Below are 15,258 nucleotides of genomic sequence, written 5' to 3'. Positions count from 1 at the left end.
CCGCCACGCCTATCGTGTAGCAGGGCCGGTTGATCCTGGCCGCTACTCTTCCTTTCCCTGAAAGCGGGAGGCATGCATGCGCCATCTTGTTCATACCCAAGGCACTACCCTGGTCGAAGTGCTGGTCGCGCTGTTGCTGCTGGCCGTGGGCCTGCTGGGCGGCAGCGCGATGCAATTGTCGTCCCTGCGCGCGCGCCATGAATCGGCCCTGCTGTCGACGGCCATGCAACTGGCGGCCAGCATGGCCGAGCGCATGCGCGCCAACAGCGCCCAGCTGCGATTGCCCGATGCCGACAATCCCTACCTGGGCCTCGACTACCAGGCGGGGTCACTTGATGAGCCTGGCGGCGCGCCGGCCTGTCTCGGTGACACCGCCTGCAGCGCCGCGCAACTGGCGCAATTCGATATCGCCGAATGGAAACAGCAACTGCGCAAGGACTTGCCTGGCGCACGGCTGCGCATCTGCCGCGATGCACTGGCCTGGGATGCGGCCGCGCAGGGATTGCAATGGAGCTGCAGTGGCGGCAGCGGCGCACCGGTCGTCATCAAGCTGGGCTGGCGCGGCCGGCAGGCCCAGGGCCGGGCCGCGCAGGAGCCTGCCATGCCGAAAATCGCCATGCAACTGGCGGCGGGTGCGCCATGAGGGACCATGCGCCGCGCCAGGCCGGCATGACCCTGGTCGAATTGCTGGTGGCGCTGGGCCTGGGCGCCATGTTGATGCTGGCCTCGAGCGCGGTGCTGCTGTCAAGCAGCCGCAGCTATATGGACCAGGTGGAGTCGGCGCGCCTGGCCGACAATGGCCGCTATGCCTTTGACGCCATCGCGCGGGCGCTGCGCCAGACGGCGTGGGTGAACTGGGACGCCAGCGCCGCACCCTTGATGCATGCGGCGCACGACAGCGCCAATATCGCCGGCCTGGACGCGCGCGGCCTGGGCAAGAATACTGACGGCATCGCCGCGCCCCTGGCGGGCAGCGTCAACGGCAGCGACGTGCTGGCGCTGCGTTTTTACGGCACCGGCGAGGGAGCAGGTGGCGATGGCGCGGTGCTCAATTGTGCCGGCTTTGGCGTCGGCGCTGCGAGTACCGAGGCGCAGCGCGGCTGGAGCATTTTCTATGTGGCGCAGGACGAAGGCGGCGACGGCGAAGCGGAACTGCGCTGCAAGTATCGCAGTGCCAGCGGTAGTGGCTGGGGCGCCGACGCGCTGATCCGTGGCGTCGACAGTTTCCAGGTGCTGTACGGCCTCGATACCGATACGCCGCCCGATGGCGTGGCCAACCAGTATGTGAACGCGAGCAGCCTCGACGCGCGCGACGCGGCGCTGGTGCTGGTGGGCGCCAGCGAAGCCGAGCGCGAGCGTGATTTCCAGCGCCGCACGCACTGGAAGCGTGTCGCCAGCGTGCGCGTGGCCCTGCTGCTGCACGGTGGCGGCAATGTGGGCGCGCAATCCGGCCCGGCGCAATTCGACCTGTTCGGCCCGGCGTATGCGGACGCGCACGGCGCGCAAGACCCCGGCGTACGCATCGTGCCGGCCGGCTTGCCGCCCGCCCAGCGCGGCCGTTTGCGCCAGCTGGTGCAAGCGACCATCATGCTGCGCAATGGCCCCGCCTGAATACTTTTGGGCGCGTCAGCGCGGCGCGACCCTGGTGTTCGCGCTATGCCTGCTGGTCGCCATTTTGCTGCTGGGCGTGTCGGCCGCGCAGATGGCCTTGCACGGAGAAAAGGCGGCGCGTGGCGAGCGCGACCGGCATATCGCTTTCCAGGCCGCCGAGGAGGCATTGATGGATGCACAGCATGATATCGAAGGCTTGCCCGGGCTGCCTGGCCGCAGCACGCTGTTTGCACCAAGCAGCGCGGCCGGCTTTGCGTCCGCTTGCAAGGGCGAACCAGGCTTGTGCCTGCCGGCCGCCAGCGGCGCGCCGCCCGTCTGGCTCAGTACCGACCTGGGCGTGGCGGAGTCCGGCACGGTGGCCTACGGCCAGTTCACGGGCGCGGCGATGCAGACGGGGCAGGGCTTCCTGCCCTTTAAAAAGCCGCGCTACATGATCGAATTGCTGCCGTTTCACCCGCCCGGCGAAGAGGCCGGCACGCCCGCTGGCGCACCGGTCGGCCTGCCGTCCGGCGCGGGTTATCTGTACCGCGTCACCGCCATCGGCTTCGGCGCGCAGGAGGATACGCAGGTGGTGCTGCAAACTTATTACAGGAAGCAGGCGCCGGGGGAAACGCCATGATGGTGCGCTGCCTGCTTGTTCTGCTGCTGTGGCTGGTGGCCGGTGCTCAGGTATTTGCCGCATCGCCGCTGGTCGATTTGTCGCGCGCGGACACGGGGCTCCATGGCGCGAGGGTACCGCCTAACCTGCTGCTCAATCTCTCCTTGTCCCACGCTTCAGCCGGCGCCGCCTACGAAGGCGATTACGATCCCGGCTACGCCTATGCCGGCTATTTCGATGCGCGCATGTGCTACGGCTATCCCTACCGCAGCAGCGATGGCGTCACTGTGCCGGACTGGCGCTTGTCCACCGCCTACTTTTCCGTGAGCAAGGCGGCCGATGCGCGGCATGGCTGCGGTGGCGATAGCTTCAGCGGCAATTTTTTAAACTGGGCCGGCGCCAGCCTGCTCGATATCGTGCGCTACGCCTTGACTGGCGGCGACCGCGTGATCGATGAAGTGCGCAAGACGGTGTTGCAACGGGCCTATCTGCCGGACGGCCAGTTTGGCGTCGACTTTTACGCCCACCCTGATCATTTTCCCCGCAAGATCTTGCGCGCAGGCGTGCGCGAGGCCACGCCGTTTACGGTCGGGCAACTGGCGATCGTCTCGTGCCGCAACAAGCTGCTGTTCGGCGACGGTGCCCAGCCACTTGACGGCAGTTGCGATGCGCCTGGCAAGGCCGGTGCGCTCGGCGCTTTCCTGGCGCGGGTGCAGGTATGCGACGTTACCGAAGGCTTGTCGCGCCCCGACCTGTGCCTGGCTTACGGTAAAAATGTCAAGCCGGCGGGCGCGCTGCAGCGCCATGGTGGCCGCCTGCGTGTTGGCGTTTTCGGCCATGCGAGCGGGGAGGCGGCGTATGGCGGCGTGCTGCAGGCGCCGCTGTCTTATGCTGGCGCGCAACGCTGGGCGGCGCCCGATTTCCTGCCGCAAGACAATCCCGATACCGAGTGGCATCCGGTGACGGGCGTGTATGCGGGCGCCAACGCAGTGATCGCCCATATCAACACGCAGGGACGCAGTGACGACGCGCACCTCGGTGCGTACGCGGCGGCCGCGCCGCAAGCCGAATTGCTGTACGAATCGCTGCGCTATCTGCAGGGACGCCAGGCCAGCGCAGCGGCCGGGACGACATCGTGGACCGATCCGCAACAGGCCAGTTGCCAGCGCCAAGTGGTGATGACGTTGGGCGACGCCGGTGCCGTCCTGGACCGCTATGTGCCCGGCCATATTCCAGCGGCAAACTCAAGTGAGCGTGCGCGTGGCGTGGATGCCTATGTCACGCCGCCGCTGGATGTAATGGCCTGGACGCGGGCCGTCGGGGCACTGGAAAGCGATGGCGCTGGCGGCAATCCCCAGCCGCTGCCGGGCCTGGCGGCGCTCGACAGACTCGATCATGGCGTACACGGTGGCAGCTTTTATGCGGCCGGCCTGGCCTACTGGTCGCATCGCCACGCGCTGCGGCTGGGAGGCGGGCCGGTCGACCATTATGCGGGCGAGCTGCTGGCCATGGCAGCCAAGGGCGAGGGTTACATTTCTCCGTCGCCGCTGCTGCTGGCAGCCAAGTATGGCGGCTTTGTCGACGAGAATGGCGATGGCAATCCGTTTCGCGCCATGGCGGGCGACTTTTACGCCGAATGGAGCGTGGATGGCCGCTGGCCCAGCCACTATCTGCCTGGCGGCGATCCGCAGGCCCTGATCGCGCTGTTGCGCGCCGCCTTTGTCCAGGCGGGCCGCGCCACGGAGGCCGCCACCATTGCCGGGCCGTCGCTGATGGCGCTGGCCAATGGCGCGGAGCAGGCCTACTGGTTCCAGTCGCAGATCAACCTGGCCGATGGCGCCATGCGCGTGTCGCGCAACGCTTTTCACTTGGGCGCTGACGGCGGCGTGGTGGCCGGCAAGCCGGTATGGCAGATCGGTGGCAGGGTGCCGAATCGGCCCATCCATACGCTCGATGCGCAGGGCGGCTTGACGCCGCTGGCCTGGGATCGCCTTGATACGGAACAGCGGCGCATGTTTGATCCGCGCGGCGACGGCCTGGGACCAGCGCGGCTCGACTATCTGCTGGGCGAGCGCACGCACGAGGTGGGCCGGCCCGGCGGCTTTTTACGGCGACGTGCGGGCGGCCTGGCGGTTTCCCCGCATGGCAATCTGGTCCATGTCGGCACGCCAGCGCTGGGCTTGCCTGGCTTGGATTATTTGCAGCACCGCCAGCGCGGCCAGCAGCGGCGCAAGATGCTCTACCTGGGCACCGGTGACGGCCTGCTGCATGGCGTGGACGCCGGCAGCGGCAGCGAATTGTTTGCGTATTTGCCGCAAGCCTTGCTGGCCAGGGCGGCGCTGGCCGGCGGCACCGGTGACGAAGCCGGACCCTTGCTCGACGGCGCGGCGGCCAGCGCGGAGGTGCTGGTGGCGGGCCGCTGGAAAACCGTGCTGGCGTCAAGCATGGGCGCCGGCGCGCAAGGCCTGTTTGCGCTCGACATCACGGACCCGGCGCGCTTTGCGCAGGAGGGCGCGCTATGGGAATTTGGCGACCGCGACGATGCCATCATCGGCAACTTGCGCGCGCCACCGGGCTTTGCGCGGCTGAACATGGGCGGCAAGCAGGGCAGGCCGGCGTACCGCGACATGGTGGTGGTGTCCAGTGGCTATAACAACACGCAGGACGATGGCAAGGATACGTCCGCCGCCAGCCCGGTGGCCGCCATCTTCCTGCTGGCGCTGGACAAGCCGGCCGGCGCGCCGTGGCTGCTGGGCAGCAATTACCACCGGCTGAAAGTACCCGTGCGCGATGACGAAGGCGCAGTGGGAGCCTATGCTTTGGCGCCGCCGGCCTTGGTGGCAGGCAATGACGGCGCGCTGAGCTATCTGTATGCGGGCGACCTGCAAGGCAATATCTGGCGCATCGACATGGCCACCGGGCCACCCTGGAAGGATGAGGTGGGGCGCAAGCTGGTGTTTGTCGCACGCGATGCGCAGGGCCGGCGCCAGGCCGTGACGCAGCAATTGAAGGTGGCGTATGCGCCGGGCGGCGGCTATCTGCTGCTGTTCGGCACCGGCAAGCTGGTGGAAACCGGGGACACCTGGCCGGCCGCCTTGCTGCCGCAATCGTTCTACGCCGTGCATGACGACCTGAACGAACAAACGCCGACGCGCGGCCGCGACGATCTCGCCGTCCGCAAGGTGGGCGTGGTGGCGGACACCGGCAGCCTGGCCATCGATGGCAAGTCATTGCACTACACGGGCGGTGGCGCCAGGCATGGCTGGTACCTGGATTTTGTCGGCACGGAAAAAACCGGCGAGCGCAGCGTGCACGCCGCCGTGCTGGCGGCAGGCAAGGTGGTGTTCAATACCGTGCTGCCGGGCCGCGATCCTTGCAGCAGGCCGGCAACGCGCCTGTATGTGCTCGATGTGCTGAGCGGTTTTGCGGCCGATGCCGTCGGCACGGTGCAGGCGGGCGAGGAAACCGGCAAGCTGCTGGACGGCCTGGCGCGCGCGCCGCCGCAATTGCTGGAAGTGGGCAGCCAGGTCGGTGTGGCGGGTGCGACCGGGCGCGCCGAAGGACGCAAGCAGTTTGCCGTGGTGCAGTCCGGCATGGTCGGCGCGGCCGCCGTCAAGGTGTCCAGCGGACCGCTGCCGGCCAAACGCCTGGGCTGGCGCGAGGTGGCGAACTGGAGAGAACTGCATGAGGCGGCGAAAAAATAGCCGCGCCAAGGGAAGGAAAGCTTAGCCATGTCCGTGAGCATATCGATGCGCCGCCGCGCGTTCGGCTTCAGCCTGATCGAACTGATGGCTGTCATGGTCATTGTGGCCCTGCTGCTGGCGCTGGCCTTGCCCGTCTACCACGGCCAGGTCGTGCGCGCGAAACGGGTACAGGGGCAGGCCGCCCTGTTGAAGCTGATGCAGCAGCAGGAGCGGTATTACTCGCAAAACAACCGCTATCTGGCGTTCTCGGCGGCGTCGGAAGGCGCGCAGGGCAAGCAGTTCCAATGGTGGTCCGGCGAGGAGGCGGAAGAGGGCGCCGTGCGCAGCGCGTATGAAATCGACGCCACAGCGTGCCCGGAGGCGACGCTGGCGCAATGCGTGCTGCTGCGCGCCAGGCCGGGCACGGCCCGGGTCGACCGGCATTTCACGGACGCCGATTGCGGCACCCTGACCCTCAGCAGCACCGGCGAGCGTGGCAGCAGTGGCCCTGCCGCGCGGTGCTGGCCGTGAGGGCGCGCGCCATGGCCGCTCAAAGCCTGCATGAGCAGCGTGGTCATACCCTGCTCGAAATGCTGGCCGTGCTGGCGATCACCATTCTGCTGGCGGCAGCCGCCTTGCCCAGCTTGCAAGACATGCTGGCGCGCCAGCGCTTGCTGGCGGCGTCGAACGACTTGTTTTCAGCGATCGAACTGACGCGCGCGCTGGCGATGGCGCGTGGCCGGCGCGTGCTGCTGATGCCGGCCGGCAGCGGTGGTCTCGACTGGCGCCTGGGCTGGCTGGTCTTTGTCGACAGCAATGGCAATCTGGCCTACGATGCGGGCGATGAATTGTTGTTCCGCCAGGGACCGCTGGCGGGCGGCATCGAGGTGCGCTTCGGCTTTACCTCGGGCGCGAAGCCCTTGTATATCGCCTACAATGGCGCAGGGCGCAGCTGCAGCGCGACCAATGCCCTGGCGGCGCGCTGGGGTACGCTGTCCTTGATTTTGGGAAATCAAGCACGACATATTAAAATCAATATGCTGGGCCGCGTGCGTGTGTGTGATCCGCAGCGCGATACGGTCAATTGCAGTGGCGTTGGCGAAGGCTGACGTTTGCCGCATCCTGATTTCCCGTCAACCATGATCGAATTGTAGAAGCCTGTGGAAATACTCAATGATGTAGACGGCATGCGCCTGGCACTGGCATGGGCGCAGAAGGGGCTGTATACCACCTCGCCCAATCCCCGCATCGGCTGCGTGATCGTCGCCGGCGGCCAGGTGATCGGCGCCGGCGTGACCCAGGCGGCCGGCCAGAACCATGCGGAAGTGCAGGCGCTGGCCGATGCCGCCGCGCGCGGCAATGACGTGCGCGGCGCCACCGCGTATGTCACTTTGGAACCGTGCAACCACCACGGCCGCACGCCACCGTGCTCCGATGCGCTGGTGCGCGCCGGCCTGGGCCGCGTGGTGGCGGCCATGACCGACCCGAACCCGCTGGTGGCGGGCCAGGGCCTGGCCAAGCTGGCGGCGGCCGGCATCGAGGTCGCCACTGATCTGTTGGCCGGCGAAGCGCGTGAAATGAATATCGGCTTTTTCTCGCGCATGGAGCGCGGCAAACCATGGGTGCGCATGAAGTCTGCCGCCAGCCTGGACGGCATGACGGCCTTGCACAATGGCCGCAGCCAGTGGATCACGGGGCAGGCGGCGCGCGACGACGGCCACGCCTGGCGCGCGCGCGCCTGCGCCATCCTGACCGGCATCGGCACGGTGAAGACGGACGACCCGCAACTGAATGTGCGCGCGGTCGACACGCCGCGCCAGCCGCGCCGCATCGTCGTCGACAGCCGGCTCGAGATCAGCCTGGACGCACGCATCCTGCAAGGCGGCGGGACCTGGATCGTGGCGGCCGTGGCCAACCCTGAAAAGGAAGCGCAACTGCGCGCGCTGGGCGCCGAAGTGATACTGCTGCCGAACAGCGCAGGCAAGGTCGACCTGCCGGCGCTGATGCTGGAACTGGGCCGGCGGCAGATCAATGAGCTGCATGTCGAGGCCGGCTCCAAGCTGAACGGCTCGCTGATACGCGAAGGCTGCGTCGACGAATTGCTGCTGTACCTGGCGCCCGCCCTGATCGGCGACGCGCAAGGCATGTTCGGCCTGCCGGCCCTACTGGACCTCGATCATCAATATCGCTTGCGCTTCCATGAAATTCAACAAGTGGGCGACGATCTGCGTATCCTCGCCCGTTTCAATAACGTTAATTAATACTTACTGACAGGTCCATCATGTTTACAGGAATTGTTGCCGCCATCGGCAAAATCGACACCGTGCAGCCACTCGAAGGCGGCCTCGACGCAGGCGTACGCCTGTCCATCCACGCGGGCGGCCTACCGCTGGCCGACGTGGCGCTGGGCGACTCGATCGCCATCAACGGCGCCTGCATGACGGTGGTGGAAAAATCCGACACGGACTTTGTGGTCGACGTCTCGCGCGAAAGCCTCAATTGCACCGTGGGCCTGGACACCACTACCGAAGTCAACCTGGAAAAAGCGCTGACCCTGGCCGAGCGCCTCGGCGGCCACCTGGTCTCGGGCCACGTCGACGGCCTGGGCGTGGTGCGCAAGTTCGAAGCCGTGGGCGAATCGTGGGAGCTGGTGATCGAAGCCCGGCAGGACCTGGCGAAATACCTGGCCTTCAAGGGCTCCGTCGTCGTCAATGGCGTTTCGTTGACGGTCAACCGGGTGGAAGACCTGGGCGCGGGGGCCGTCGACGGCTGCCGTTTCTCGATCAACCTGATTCCCCACACCATCGCCATGACGACCCTGAAACACCTGACGGTGGGCGCCAAGGTCAACCTGGAAATCGACCTGATCGCGCGCTATGTCGAGCGCATGCTGTCGCTATCCAAATAACGATTTCGTTAAAGGAGGGGTGCTGCTTGGCGCCCCGGCCGCTGCAGGTTGGCCTTGTCCTGAATGGCCTGGCAGCGCGCCATCAGCAGGTCAAAAGACTCCGCATCATCCAGGAACAGGCCATCGTCGACCATGTGCTGGTAGTCCGCAGCCAATATGGCCAGTGCGTCCGCAGCGGGTACCAGTTGCAGGTTTCCTGAAACGGCGGCCAGGTAATCGATCACCTCGCCCTGCGCTGTCCTCTCGGCGAAGAAAATGCTCTTGTGCTCGGCAACCGCCTGGCCTAGCGCGTTGTCAGCGATTGCATTGTCCACATGCCCGGCGGTGTCAAGCCGTGTCACGTCGTGCCAATGCCGGGCGAACCGCTCGCCACCACGGAAGGATCCTTGCGCGCAAAAGACATGAATGGCGGTTGCTTTTTCCCAGAAAGTCCGTTCGGCACGCATTACTTGCGGCACAGCTTCAGGGAACGCCAGCATGGGCAAGTAGGCAGCCGCATCGCAGGTGACGGGCCGTGGCTCACTTGGTTCCCCCGTGGAGCGGGCGCCAAATTCCAGCATCACGGCCGGCGCGACATACCCGGTGCCGGCGGACAATGGGATATAGTCAATAAAAACCTTCTCGGCGTCAGCTCGGGCGGTTGCCGGTAGCGACTGCCTTGTCAGTTCCAGTGTGAGGCGGGGGACGATTTCGCCGGCCACCCATCCTGCCAGGCGTGCACGGATTTCCTTGCTCCATTTCTTTTCCTGGCTTTTGCTGGCCGGTAAAGGCGATTCAGCCGTTCCGATCAGATCTGCGGCGATGGCCCTGATGTCATAGGTCAAGTCGACGTCTTCCGAGAATCGCTGAATGACGCCGTATGCCTTCGACAGGGAAGTGCCACCCTTGAATACCAGGTGCGCTGCGTGCGGACCAGAGAACAGATGCTGCAATGCCCAGACGACCCAGATATCTTTTTCCAGCAGGTGTGGCTGGCGGCCGGACGCACTGGCTGCAGTATTGAGTGCCTCCAGGCGTTCGGCCGGCGGCAGCGTAAAAAATTCAGCCATGGACAAGCAGGCTGCTCAGCTCACGTGCCATCCAGCCAGGAACGCGCGCGCGTATCGATGCGACTTCCGCCAGTTCGGATGACTGCAGTGTGGGACGCAGCTTGCGTAATGCCGTACCGGCTTTCGTCGGTCCAAGCCAGGCCAGTGCACGCACCACCTCGCCTGCCGGACGCCCGGCAAGGGCCAGTTGCCAGACGGGAGCGTGTCGAAACTCAACCGTCTGCGCACCGAGACGCAGGCGCCGGTTGGGGCCGGACGTCAGGTAGATCGATTTTATCGGCACTTGGGTCGTCAGGCCGAGGGCATTGGCGGCGGCGGCGCCATGCTGCACGATCGTCTCACCGCGCAACATCGCGATTCCTTCCGCTACTTTGCTGCTCGACGGCGCGCGCGTGCCGAAACGGCTGGTGACTGGCAAGACGTAAATGCCGCGCGAGGCCCTGAGCAAAAGCCCGCGCTTGACCAGGCGGGACAGTGCCTGGTCAATGGCAGCCCTGCCGCCCAAATGCAGCAACTCCTTCGCCACCAAAGGGGTACCCTCCGATAAGCTGGTCGCATGTTTCAATATTTTATTGGCAATGGTTTGCATGGCGGAAGCTCCTGTCAAGTCAGAAGTGTGATCCTGTTTCTGACACTTGTCAATCAATAGCGGCTCTCAACCGTATGTTCCTTTTCCAGCAAGCGCGCATAATGGTGCTTTGCGCTGCGAAGGAATGCCATGGATCCCGTCTCGTCCGCGACGCTGGCCAATGTGGTGCCAGCCTCTACCCGCATCGGCACCGCCGCTGCGGTCACGCCGGCCTCGGCCGCCATCCTGACCAATGCGGCGCTCGTTAATCCTCTTGTTTCGTCGACCCAGGTCGATATCTCGCCGCTGGGGCAATATTTGTCCGGCGTCGCCTTGTCGCGCCGGCAATTGCTTGTCTTGCAGGGGATCGATGATGAGGCGGCGCGTGCGGCCAACCCGGCGGTGGTGGCCGACGACGCCCTGGTGGCGCTGGCCCAGCAGTTGAGCGACTCGTTTGCCCAGCTGCGCGCAAGCGGCATAGATGCGGGGCAACTGGCCATGACGGCCGGCTCGCAGGACGACCTGGCGCAGCGCTTTGCCTTGCTGAGCGGCCAGGTCACCCCGGGCGCTTCCGAGGCGCTGGCGCAAAATACCGATGCCTTGACGCAAGCTGACCTGGCGCGCATCGGCATCGACCTGCAAAACAATCGCCCTGTCGACGTGGCCGCCCTGCAGGCGGCCTTCGAAAGCGACCGGGTTGGCACGTTGAGCGTCTTGCAGCAGGGAAGCGACGTGCTGGCCGAAGTGGGCGCCGCGCTGAGCCTGCAGCAGGGCGTGCCTGCCACCGCGCAGGCGGTGGACGACTTGAACGCGCCGCTGCCACCGCAAACCCAAGCCGAGCAAGTGCAACAAGCCCAACAAAGCGTGGCGCAGACGCCCTTGGCCTTTCCCTTGCAGGATGAGGTGGCAGGCCAGGACCCGTTGGCCTTCCAGCCGCAAGCCGTGCCGGCCGATATCAATGCCACCGACTTGAATGCCGCCACCGTGGCGCAAGCCGCGCAGCCGGAGCCGGCTGTGCAGCCCGAGCAGGCGGAACAAGCGCAAGCATTGGCCCAGCAGCAGGAGATTGTCCAGCAGCAGCAACTCGCCCAACGCCAGCTGGAAGTGCAGCAGCAGCTGGAAACGGAAGACCTGACCCAGGGTTTGCAGGAACTGCGCCAGCAACAGCAGTTGCAGCAAAATGCCACCTTGCAAGCGGCCCAGGCCAGCCAGGCGCAGCTGGACCAGGCGGGCACCTTGCAGGCGGCCCAGCAATTACAGCAGACTCAGCTGGCTCAACAAGCGCAGCGCGGCAACCCGGCAGTGCCGGCCCAGCAGCTTGATGGCGAGCAGGATCGTTTGCAGACCGAGCGGGTCCAGCGCGAAGACCTGGAAACGCAGCGGGTGGCGCAGGAAACTGCCCTGCGGCAGCAGGATGCGGCGCGGGTGGAAGACGAGCGCGTGGACGAGGCGCAGACCGAGCAGACGCTCCAGGCGCAATTGCAGCAGCAGGTGCAACAGGCGGCCGACGACGCGGCGAAGGCGCAACTGGCCGCCAGCGAAGCGCAGCGGGCGGCCCAGGCAGCGACCGAGCGCGCGCAAACCGTGGCGCGCGAAGCGCAGGTGCAGCTGGATGCGGGTCTGGTCACCACGGCGCAAGCCCAGCAGGCGCAGCAAAATGCGCAAGCCCAGCAGCAGGCGGCGCAGAATGCCGCCCAGGCCGTGCAACAGCCTTCTTCGCAAGATCCGGCGGTGGCGGCGGCGATTGCCGCCTATAACATTAACAACGCCGCCTTGAATCCGGGCCTGATGGGGCGGCCAATCACCGCCGCCGAATCGCAGCGGCCACTGGTGGCGCCCGTGACGCAGGCTGCGCCCGTGACGCCGATTAAAAATATCAAGCCAGGAGTGTAGCGTCCAAGGTGATTTGCGCGTTCAGCAGTTTCGACACGGGGCAGCCGGCTTTGGCCTTGGCGGTCAGTTCCTCGAATTTGGCCTGGTCGGCGCCCGGAATCTTCGCTTTCAGCACCAGGTGCACGGCGGTAATCGCAAAGCCGTCGTCCTGCTTGTCCAGGGTCACTTCGGCGGTGGTGTCCATTTGCTCGGCCGTCAAACCCGCTTCGCCGAGGATCAGCGACAGCGCCATGGTGAAGCAGCCCGCGTGGGCGGCGCCGATCAACTCTTCCGGATTGGTGCCGGGCTTGCCTTCGAAGCGGCTGGCAAAGCCGTAGGGATACGCTTGCAGCGCGCCGCTTTTGGTGCTGATGGCGCCCTTGCCATCCTTGATGCCGCCTGACCAGACGGCTGAACCGCTTGTTTTCATGGTAACGCTCCTGTGAGTGTGCAGAAAATGGGGAGATGCGCGGGCGGAGCCTGCGCGGCTTGCCGGCCCTGATGCGGGCCACCATCGATCTTATGTGATTTGCAAGCCGGGTGTCGCCTGCCATGTGACCGGGTGTTGTGCGGGCGCAGATGGCCGCCGCTTGTTCTTATTTCAGGTCTGAAACACGTAAATCCTTTAAAATAGCAGGCTCCAAGAAAATTCCCGGAAAATCGTGGAATGTTCGCTCTCGATGTTTCAGTTTACCAAGAGGATGAAGATGTCTATTTCCAGCACCGAAGAGATCGTCGCTGAATTGCGCGCCGGCCGCATGGTGATACTGGTCGATGAAGAAGACCGGGAAAATGAAGGCGATCTGGTGCTTGCTGCCGATTTCGTGACGCCTGAAGCAATCAATTTCATGATCACCCATGCCCGCGGCCTGGTGTGCCTGACCCTGACCGAAGAGCGTTGCGACGAGCTGAACCTGTCGATGATGACGTCGCGCAACGGCACCGCCTATGGCACCAATTTCACGGTGTCGATCGAAGCGGCCGAAGGCGTGACCACCGGTATTTCCGCCGCCGACCGCGCCAGGACCATCCAGGTGGCCGTCAACAAGGGCACGCAGCCGACCGATATCGTCCAGCCTGGCCATATCTTCCCGCTGAAAGCGCAAAAGGGCGGCGTGCTGATGCGCGCAGGCCATACCGAAGCCGGTTGCGACCTGACGGCCATGGCCGGCCTGACGCCCGCGTCGGTGATCTGCGAAATCATGAAGGATGACGGCACCATGGCGCGCCTGCCGGACCTGCTGGTGTTTGCCGAGCAGCATGGCCTGAAGATCGGCACGATTGCCGATCTGATCCATTACCGCAGCCAGACCGAATCGCTGGTCGAGCGCGTTGCCGAGCGTACCTTGCGCACCGCCCACGGCGAGTTCCGCATGATCGCCTTCCGCGACAAGCCCAGCGCGTCGGCCCACTTGGCGCTGGTGCATGGCGACCTGGCCGCCGGCCTGGAAACGCTGGTGCGCGTGCACCAGCCGGTGTCGCTGCTGGACGTGCTGGAAAGCGAAGCGACCACCCACTCCTGGACCGTGGCAGCCTCGATGGCCGCCATCAAGCAGTCCGAGCGGGGCGTGATGGTATTGCTGAACTGTGGCGAAACGTCAGGCGAGCTGTTTGCCCAGTTCGCCGCGCTCGACACGCCGCAAGCCAAGCCGAAAGGCCGTGCCGCCAGCATGGATCTGCGCAGCTACGGCATCGGTGCGCAAATCCTGCGCGACCTGGGCGTGAGCAAGATGCAATTGCTGGCCAGCCCGCGCAAGATGCCGTCGATGGTCGGTTTCGACCTGGAGGTAACGGGTTTTCAGTGCCACCCTGGCCAGAGCAGCACCTGATTGAACTGATTGAAGCATCCGGCGGCCTGGCGCAATCGCGCCGCCGCCGGCCAACTGATAAAGAGGCACAAGATGACTGTAGGAACTTATGAAACCAATTTTGCCGGCGAAGGTTTGCGCGTCGGTATCGTCCAGGCACGATTCAATGAAATCGTCGGTGGTGGCTTGCTGTCGGCATGCCTGGAAGAGTTGAGCAAGCTGGGCGTGGCCGATGAAGATATCCTGCACGTGACCGTGCCGGGCGCCCTGGAAATTCCACTGATTCTGCAGAAGATGGCGGAAACCGAGCAATTCGACGCCCTGATCGCACTGGGCGCCGTGATACGCGGTGAAACCTATCACTTCGAGCTGGTATCGAACGAATCGGGCGCAGGCATCACGCGCATCGGTCTCGATTACGGCATCCCGATCGCCAACGCCGTGTTGACGACCGAAAACGACGAGCAGGCCGAAGTACGCATGCTGGTCAAGGGTGCGGAAGCGGCACGCGTGGCAGTGGAAATGGCCAATCTGGCGCAAGCGCTGGAAGAGTTGCAAGACACAGACGAAGATTAAATCGTGCTTGCGCCGCGGCGGCATTGTCAGGATGCCCTGCGGTATACGTCACTATTTGCAGTAAGAAGTATTTAGAACAGGTAACAATCATGACTGAGAAAAATTTGCTCGCCAATCCCAGCAAAAACCGCACGCCGCGTCACCGCGCGCGCGAGTTTGCCTTGCAGGGGCTGTACCAGTGGCTGCTGAACAATGAAGATGCGACCACCGTCGTGAACAATATTCGCGCGGCGCACGGCTTCGACAAAGCGGACGGCGATCATTTCACGGTGCTGCTGTACGGCGCCATCAAGGATTCGCAAGCGCTGCGCGAAAGCATGGCGCCGCTGATCGACCGCAATATCGCCGAACTGTCGCCGATCGAACACGGCATCCTGCTGATCGGCGCATTCGAACTGAAAAACAACGTGGAGATTCCTTACCGCGTCGTCATCAATGAAGCGGTGGAGCTGGCCAAGTCGTTTGGCGGCATCGACGGCCACAAGTATGTCAATGGCGTGCTGGACAAACTGGCAGCGAAGTTCCGCGAGGACGAAGTCGCCAGCAAGCGCAAGTAATCCGCGCACACTATATATATAGTGCATG

The 15,258-nt window shown here is 64.9% G+C and carries 15 protein-coding genes; 12 read left to right on the top strand and 3 right to left on the bottom strand.

The genetic code is table 11. The features are described 5' to 3' along the window. Positions 1 to 76 precede the first annotated feature (76 nt). From pilV to Q8L25_RS27260, 8 genes are all read left to right on the top strand, one after another. A complete protein-coding gene (gene pilV / locus Q8L25_RS27295) occupies positions 77 to 643 on the top strand; it encodes a type IV pilus modification protein PilV (protein ID WP_308922369.1) in 567 nt (188 codons plus the stop codon). Then, on the top strand, positions 640 to 1,611 hold the full coding sequence (locus Q8L25_RS27290) for a PilW family protein (RefSeq protein ID WP_308922368.1): 972 nt from the start codon (positions 640 to 642) through the stop codon (positions 1,609 to 1,611). The genes pilV and Q8L25_RS27290 overlap by 4 nt, the downstream gene beginning before the upstream one ends. Beyond that, positions 1,598 to 2,230: a PilX N-terminal domain-containing pilus assembly protein gene (locus tag Q8L25_RS27285; protein WP_308922367.1), complete on the top strand. Its 633-nt coding sequence runs from the start codon at positions 1,598 to 1,600 to the stop codon at positions 2,228 to 2,230. Before Q8L25_RS27290 ends, Q8L25_RS27285 begins: the two co-directional genes overlap by 14 nt. Continuing rightward, a complete protein-coding gene (locus Q8L25_RS27280; protein WP_308922366.1) occupies positions 2,227 to 5,913 on the top strand; it encodes a PilC/PilY family type IV pilus protein in 3,687 nt (1,228 codons plus the stop codon). The genes Q8L25_RS27285 and Q8L25_RS27280 overlap by 4 nt, the downstream gene beginning before the upstream one ends. A 27-nt stretch (positions 5,914 to 5,940) precedes the next feature. After that, on the top strand, positions 5,941 to 6,423 hold the full coding sequence (locus Q8L25_RS27275) for a type IV pilin protein (protein ID WP_308922365.1): 483 nt from the start codon (positions 5,941 to 5,943) through the stop codon (positions 6,421 to 6,423). 11 nt (positions 6,424 to 6,434) lie between these two features. Beyond that, on the top strand, positions 6,435 to 7,001 hold the full coding sequence (locus Q8L25_RS27270; protein ID WP_308922364.1) for a GspH/FimT family pseudopilin: 567 nt from the start codon (positions 6,435 to 6,437) through the stop codon (positions 6,999 to 7,001). A 78-nt stretch (positions 7,002 to 7,079) separates the two neighbouring features. Further along, on the top strand, positions 7,080 to 8,153 hold the full coding sequence (gene ribD, locus Q8L25_RS27265; protein WP_308922363.1) for a bifunctional diaminohydroxyphosphoribosylaminopyrimidine deaminase/5-amino-6-(5-phosphoribosylamino)uracil reductase RibD: 1,074 nt from the start codon (positions 7,080 to 7,082) through the stop codon (positions 8,151 to 8,153). 20 nt (positions 8,154 to 8,173) lie between these two features. Next, positions 8,174 to 8,800 (top strand): riboflavin synthase, encoded by a 627-nt coding sequence (locus Q8L25_RS27260; RefSeq protein ID WP_308922362.1) that lies wholly within the window; start codon positions 8,174 to 8,176, stop codon positions 8,798 to 8,800. A gap of 8 nt (positions 8,801 to 8,808) precedes the next feature. Here Q8L25_RS27260 and Q8L25_RS27255 read toward each other — a convergent pair whose 3' ends face one another. Both Q8L25_RS27255 and Q8L25_RS27250 read right to left on the bottom strand, forming a co-directional pair. Next, positions 8,809 to 9,849: a nucleotidyl transferase AbiEii/AbiGii toxin family protein gene (locus tag Q8L25_RS27255; RefSeq protein ID WP_308922361.1), complete on the bottom strand. Its 1,041-nt coding sequence runs from the start codon at positions 9,847 to 9,849 to the stop codon at positions 8,809 to 8,811. Continuing rightward, positions 9,842 to 10,438 (bottom strand): DUF6088 family protein, encoded by a 597-nt coding sequence (locus Q8L25_RS27250; protein ID WP_308922360.1) that lies wholly within the window; start codon positions 10,436 to 10,438, stop codon positions 9,842 to 9,844. The genes Q8L25_RS27255 and Q8L25_RS27250 overlap by 8 nt, the downstream gene beginning before the upstream one ends. Before the next feature lie 129 nt (positions 10,439 to 10,567). On the opposite strand from Q8L25_RS27250, the gene Q8L25_RS27245 reads away from it, so the two are divergent. Further along, positions 10,568 to 12,310: a hypothetical protein gene (locus Q8L25_RS27245; protein ID WP_308922359.1), complete on the top strand. Its 1,743-nt coding sequence runs from the start codon at positions 10,568 to 10,570 to the stop codon at positions 12,308 to 12,310. Here Q8L25_RS27245 and Q8L25_RS27240 read toward each other — a convergent pair. Further along, a complete protein-coding gene (locus Q8L25_RS27240; protein WP_308922358.1) occupies positions 12,294 to 12,719 on the bottom strand; it encodes an OsmC family protein in 426 nt (141 codons plus the stop codon). The genes Q8L25_RS27245 and Q8L25_RS27240 overlap by 17 nt on opposite strands. Before the next feature lie 277 nt (positions 12,720 to 12,996). On the opposite strand from Q8L25_RS27240, the gene ribBA reads away from it, so the two are divergent. From ribBA to nusB, 3 genes are all read left to right on the top strand, one after another. Further along, complete coding sequence (gene ribBA, locus Q8L25_RS27235; RefSeq protein ID WP_308922357.1) at positions 12,997 to 14,118, top strand: bifunctional 3,4-dihydroxy-2-butanone-4-phosphate synthase/GTP cyclohydrolase II; 1,122 nt, start codon at positions 12,997 to 12,999, stop codon at positions 14,116 to 14,118. A gap of 72 nt (positions 14,119 to 14,190) precedes the next feature. Continuing rightward, positions 14,191 to 14,673 (top strand): 6,7-dimethyl-8-ribityllumazine synthase, encoded by a 483-nt coding sequence (ribH, locus tag Q8L25_RS27230; protein WP_094445951.1) that lies wholly within the window; start codon positions 14,191 to 14,193, stop codon positions 14,671 to 14,673. A gap of 89 nt (positions 14,674 to 14,762) precedes the next feature. After that, complete coding sequence (gene nusB, locus Q8L25_RS27225) at positions 14,763 to 15,230, top strand: transcription antitermination factor NusB (protein WP_308922356.1); 468 nt, start codon at positions 14,763 to 14,765, stop codon at positions 15,228 to 15,230. Positions 15,231 to 15,258: the final 28 nt, after the last annotated feature.

It is taken from the genome of Janthinobacterium sp. J1-1 (assembly GCF_030944405.1).
Lineage (GTDB): Bacteria > Pseudomonadota > Gammaproteobacteria > Burkholderiales > Burkholderiaceae_D > Janthinobacterium.
The sequence above is the reverse complement of the archived record's forward strand: the minus strand, read 5'-3'. Positions and strand labels throughout refer to the sequence as shown.

Bases quoted from the DNA above. Each gene is read 5' to 3' on its own strand.
- ribBA (WP_308922357.1), top strand. From the start codon at position 12,997: ATGTCTATTTCCAGCACCGAAGAGATCGTCGCTGAATTGCGCGCCGGC.
- ribD (WP_308922363.1), top strand. From the start codon at position 7,080: ATGCGCCTGGCACTGGCATGGGCGCAGAAGGGGCTGTATACCACCTCG.
- pilV (WP_308922369.1), top strand. From the start codon at position 77: ATGCGCCATCTTGTTCATACCCAAGGCACTACCCTGGTCGAAGTGCTG.
- Q8L25_RS27280 (WP_308922366.1), top strand. From the start codon at position 2,227: ATGATGGTGCGCTGCCTGCTTGTTCTGCTGCTGTGGCTGGTGGCCGGT.
- Q8L25_RS27240 (WP_308922358.1), bottom strand. From the start codon at position 12,719: ATGAAAACAAGCGGTTCAGCCGTCTGGTCAGGCGGCATCAAGGATGGC.
- Q8L25_RS27260 (WP_308922362.1), top strand. From the start codon at position 8,174: ATGTTTACAGGAATTGTTGCCGCCATCGGCAAAATCGACACCGTGCAG.
- Q8L25_RS27285 (WP_308922367.1), top strand. From the start codon at position 1,598: ATGGCCCCGCCTGAATACTTTTGGGCGCGTCAGCGCGGCGCGACCCTG.
- nusB (WP_308922356.1), top strand. From the start codon at position 14,763: ATGACTGAGAAAAATTTGCTCGCCAATCCCAGCAAAAACCGCACGCCG.
- Q8L25_RS27250 (WP_308922360.1), bottom strand. From the start codon at position 10,438: ATGCAAACCATTGCCAATAAAATATTGAAACATGCGACCAGCTTATCG.
- Q8L25_RS27255 (WP_308922361.1), bottom strand. From the start codon at position 9,849: ATGGCTGAATTTTTTACGCTGCCGCCGGCCGAACGCCTGGAGGCACTC.
- Q8L25_RS27245 (WP_308922359.1), top strand. From the start codon at position 10,568: ATGGATCCCGTCTCGTCCGCGACGCTGGCCAATGTGGTGCCAGCCTCT.
- Q8L25_RS27270 (WP_308922364.1), top strand. From the start codon at position 6,435: ATGGCCGCTCAAAGCCTGCATGAGCAGCGTGGTCATACCCTGCTCGAA.
- Q8L25_RS27275 (WP_308922365.1), top strand. From the start codon at position 5,941: ATGTCCGTGAGCATATCGATGCGCCGCCGCGCGTTCGGCTTCAGCCTG.
- ribH (WP_094445951.1), top strand. From the start codon at position 14,191: ATGACTGTAGGAACTTATGAAACCAATTTTGCCGGCGAAGGTTTGCGC.
- Q8L25_RS27290 (WP_308922368.1), top strand. From the start codon at position 640: ATGAGGGACCATGCGCCGCGCCAGGCCGGCATGACCCTGGTCGAATTG.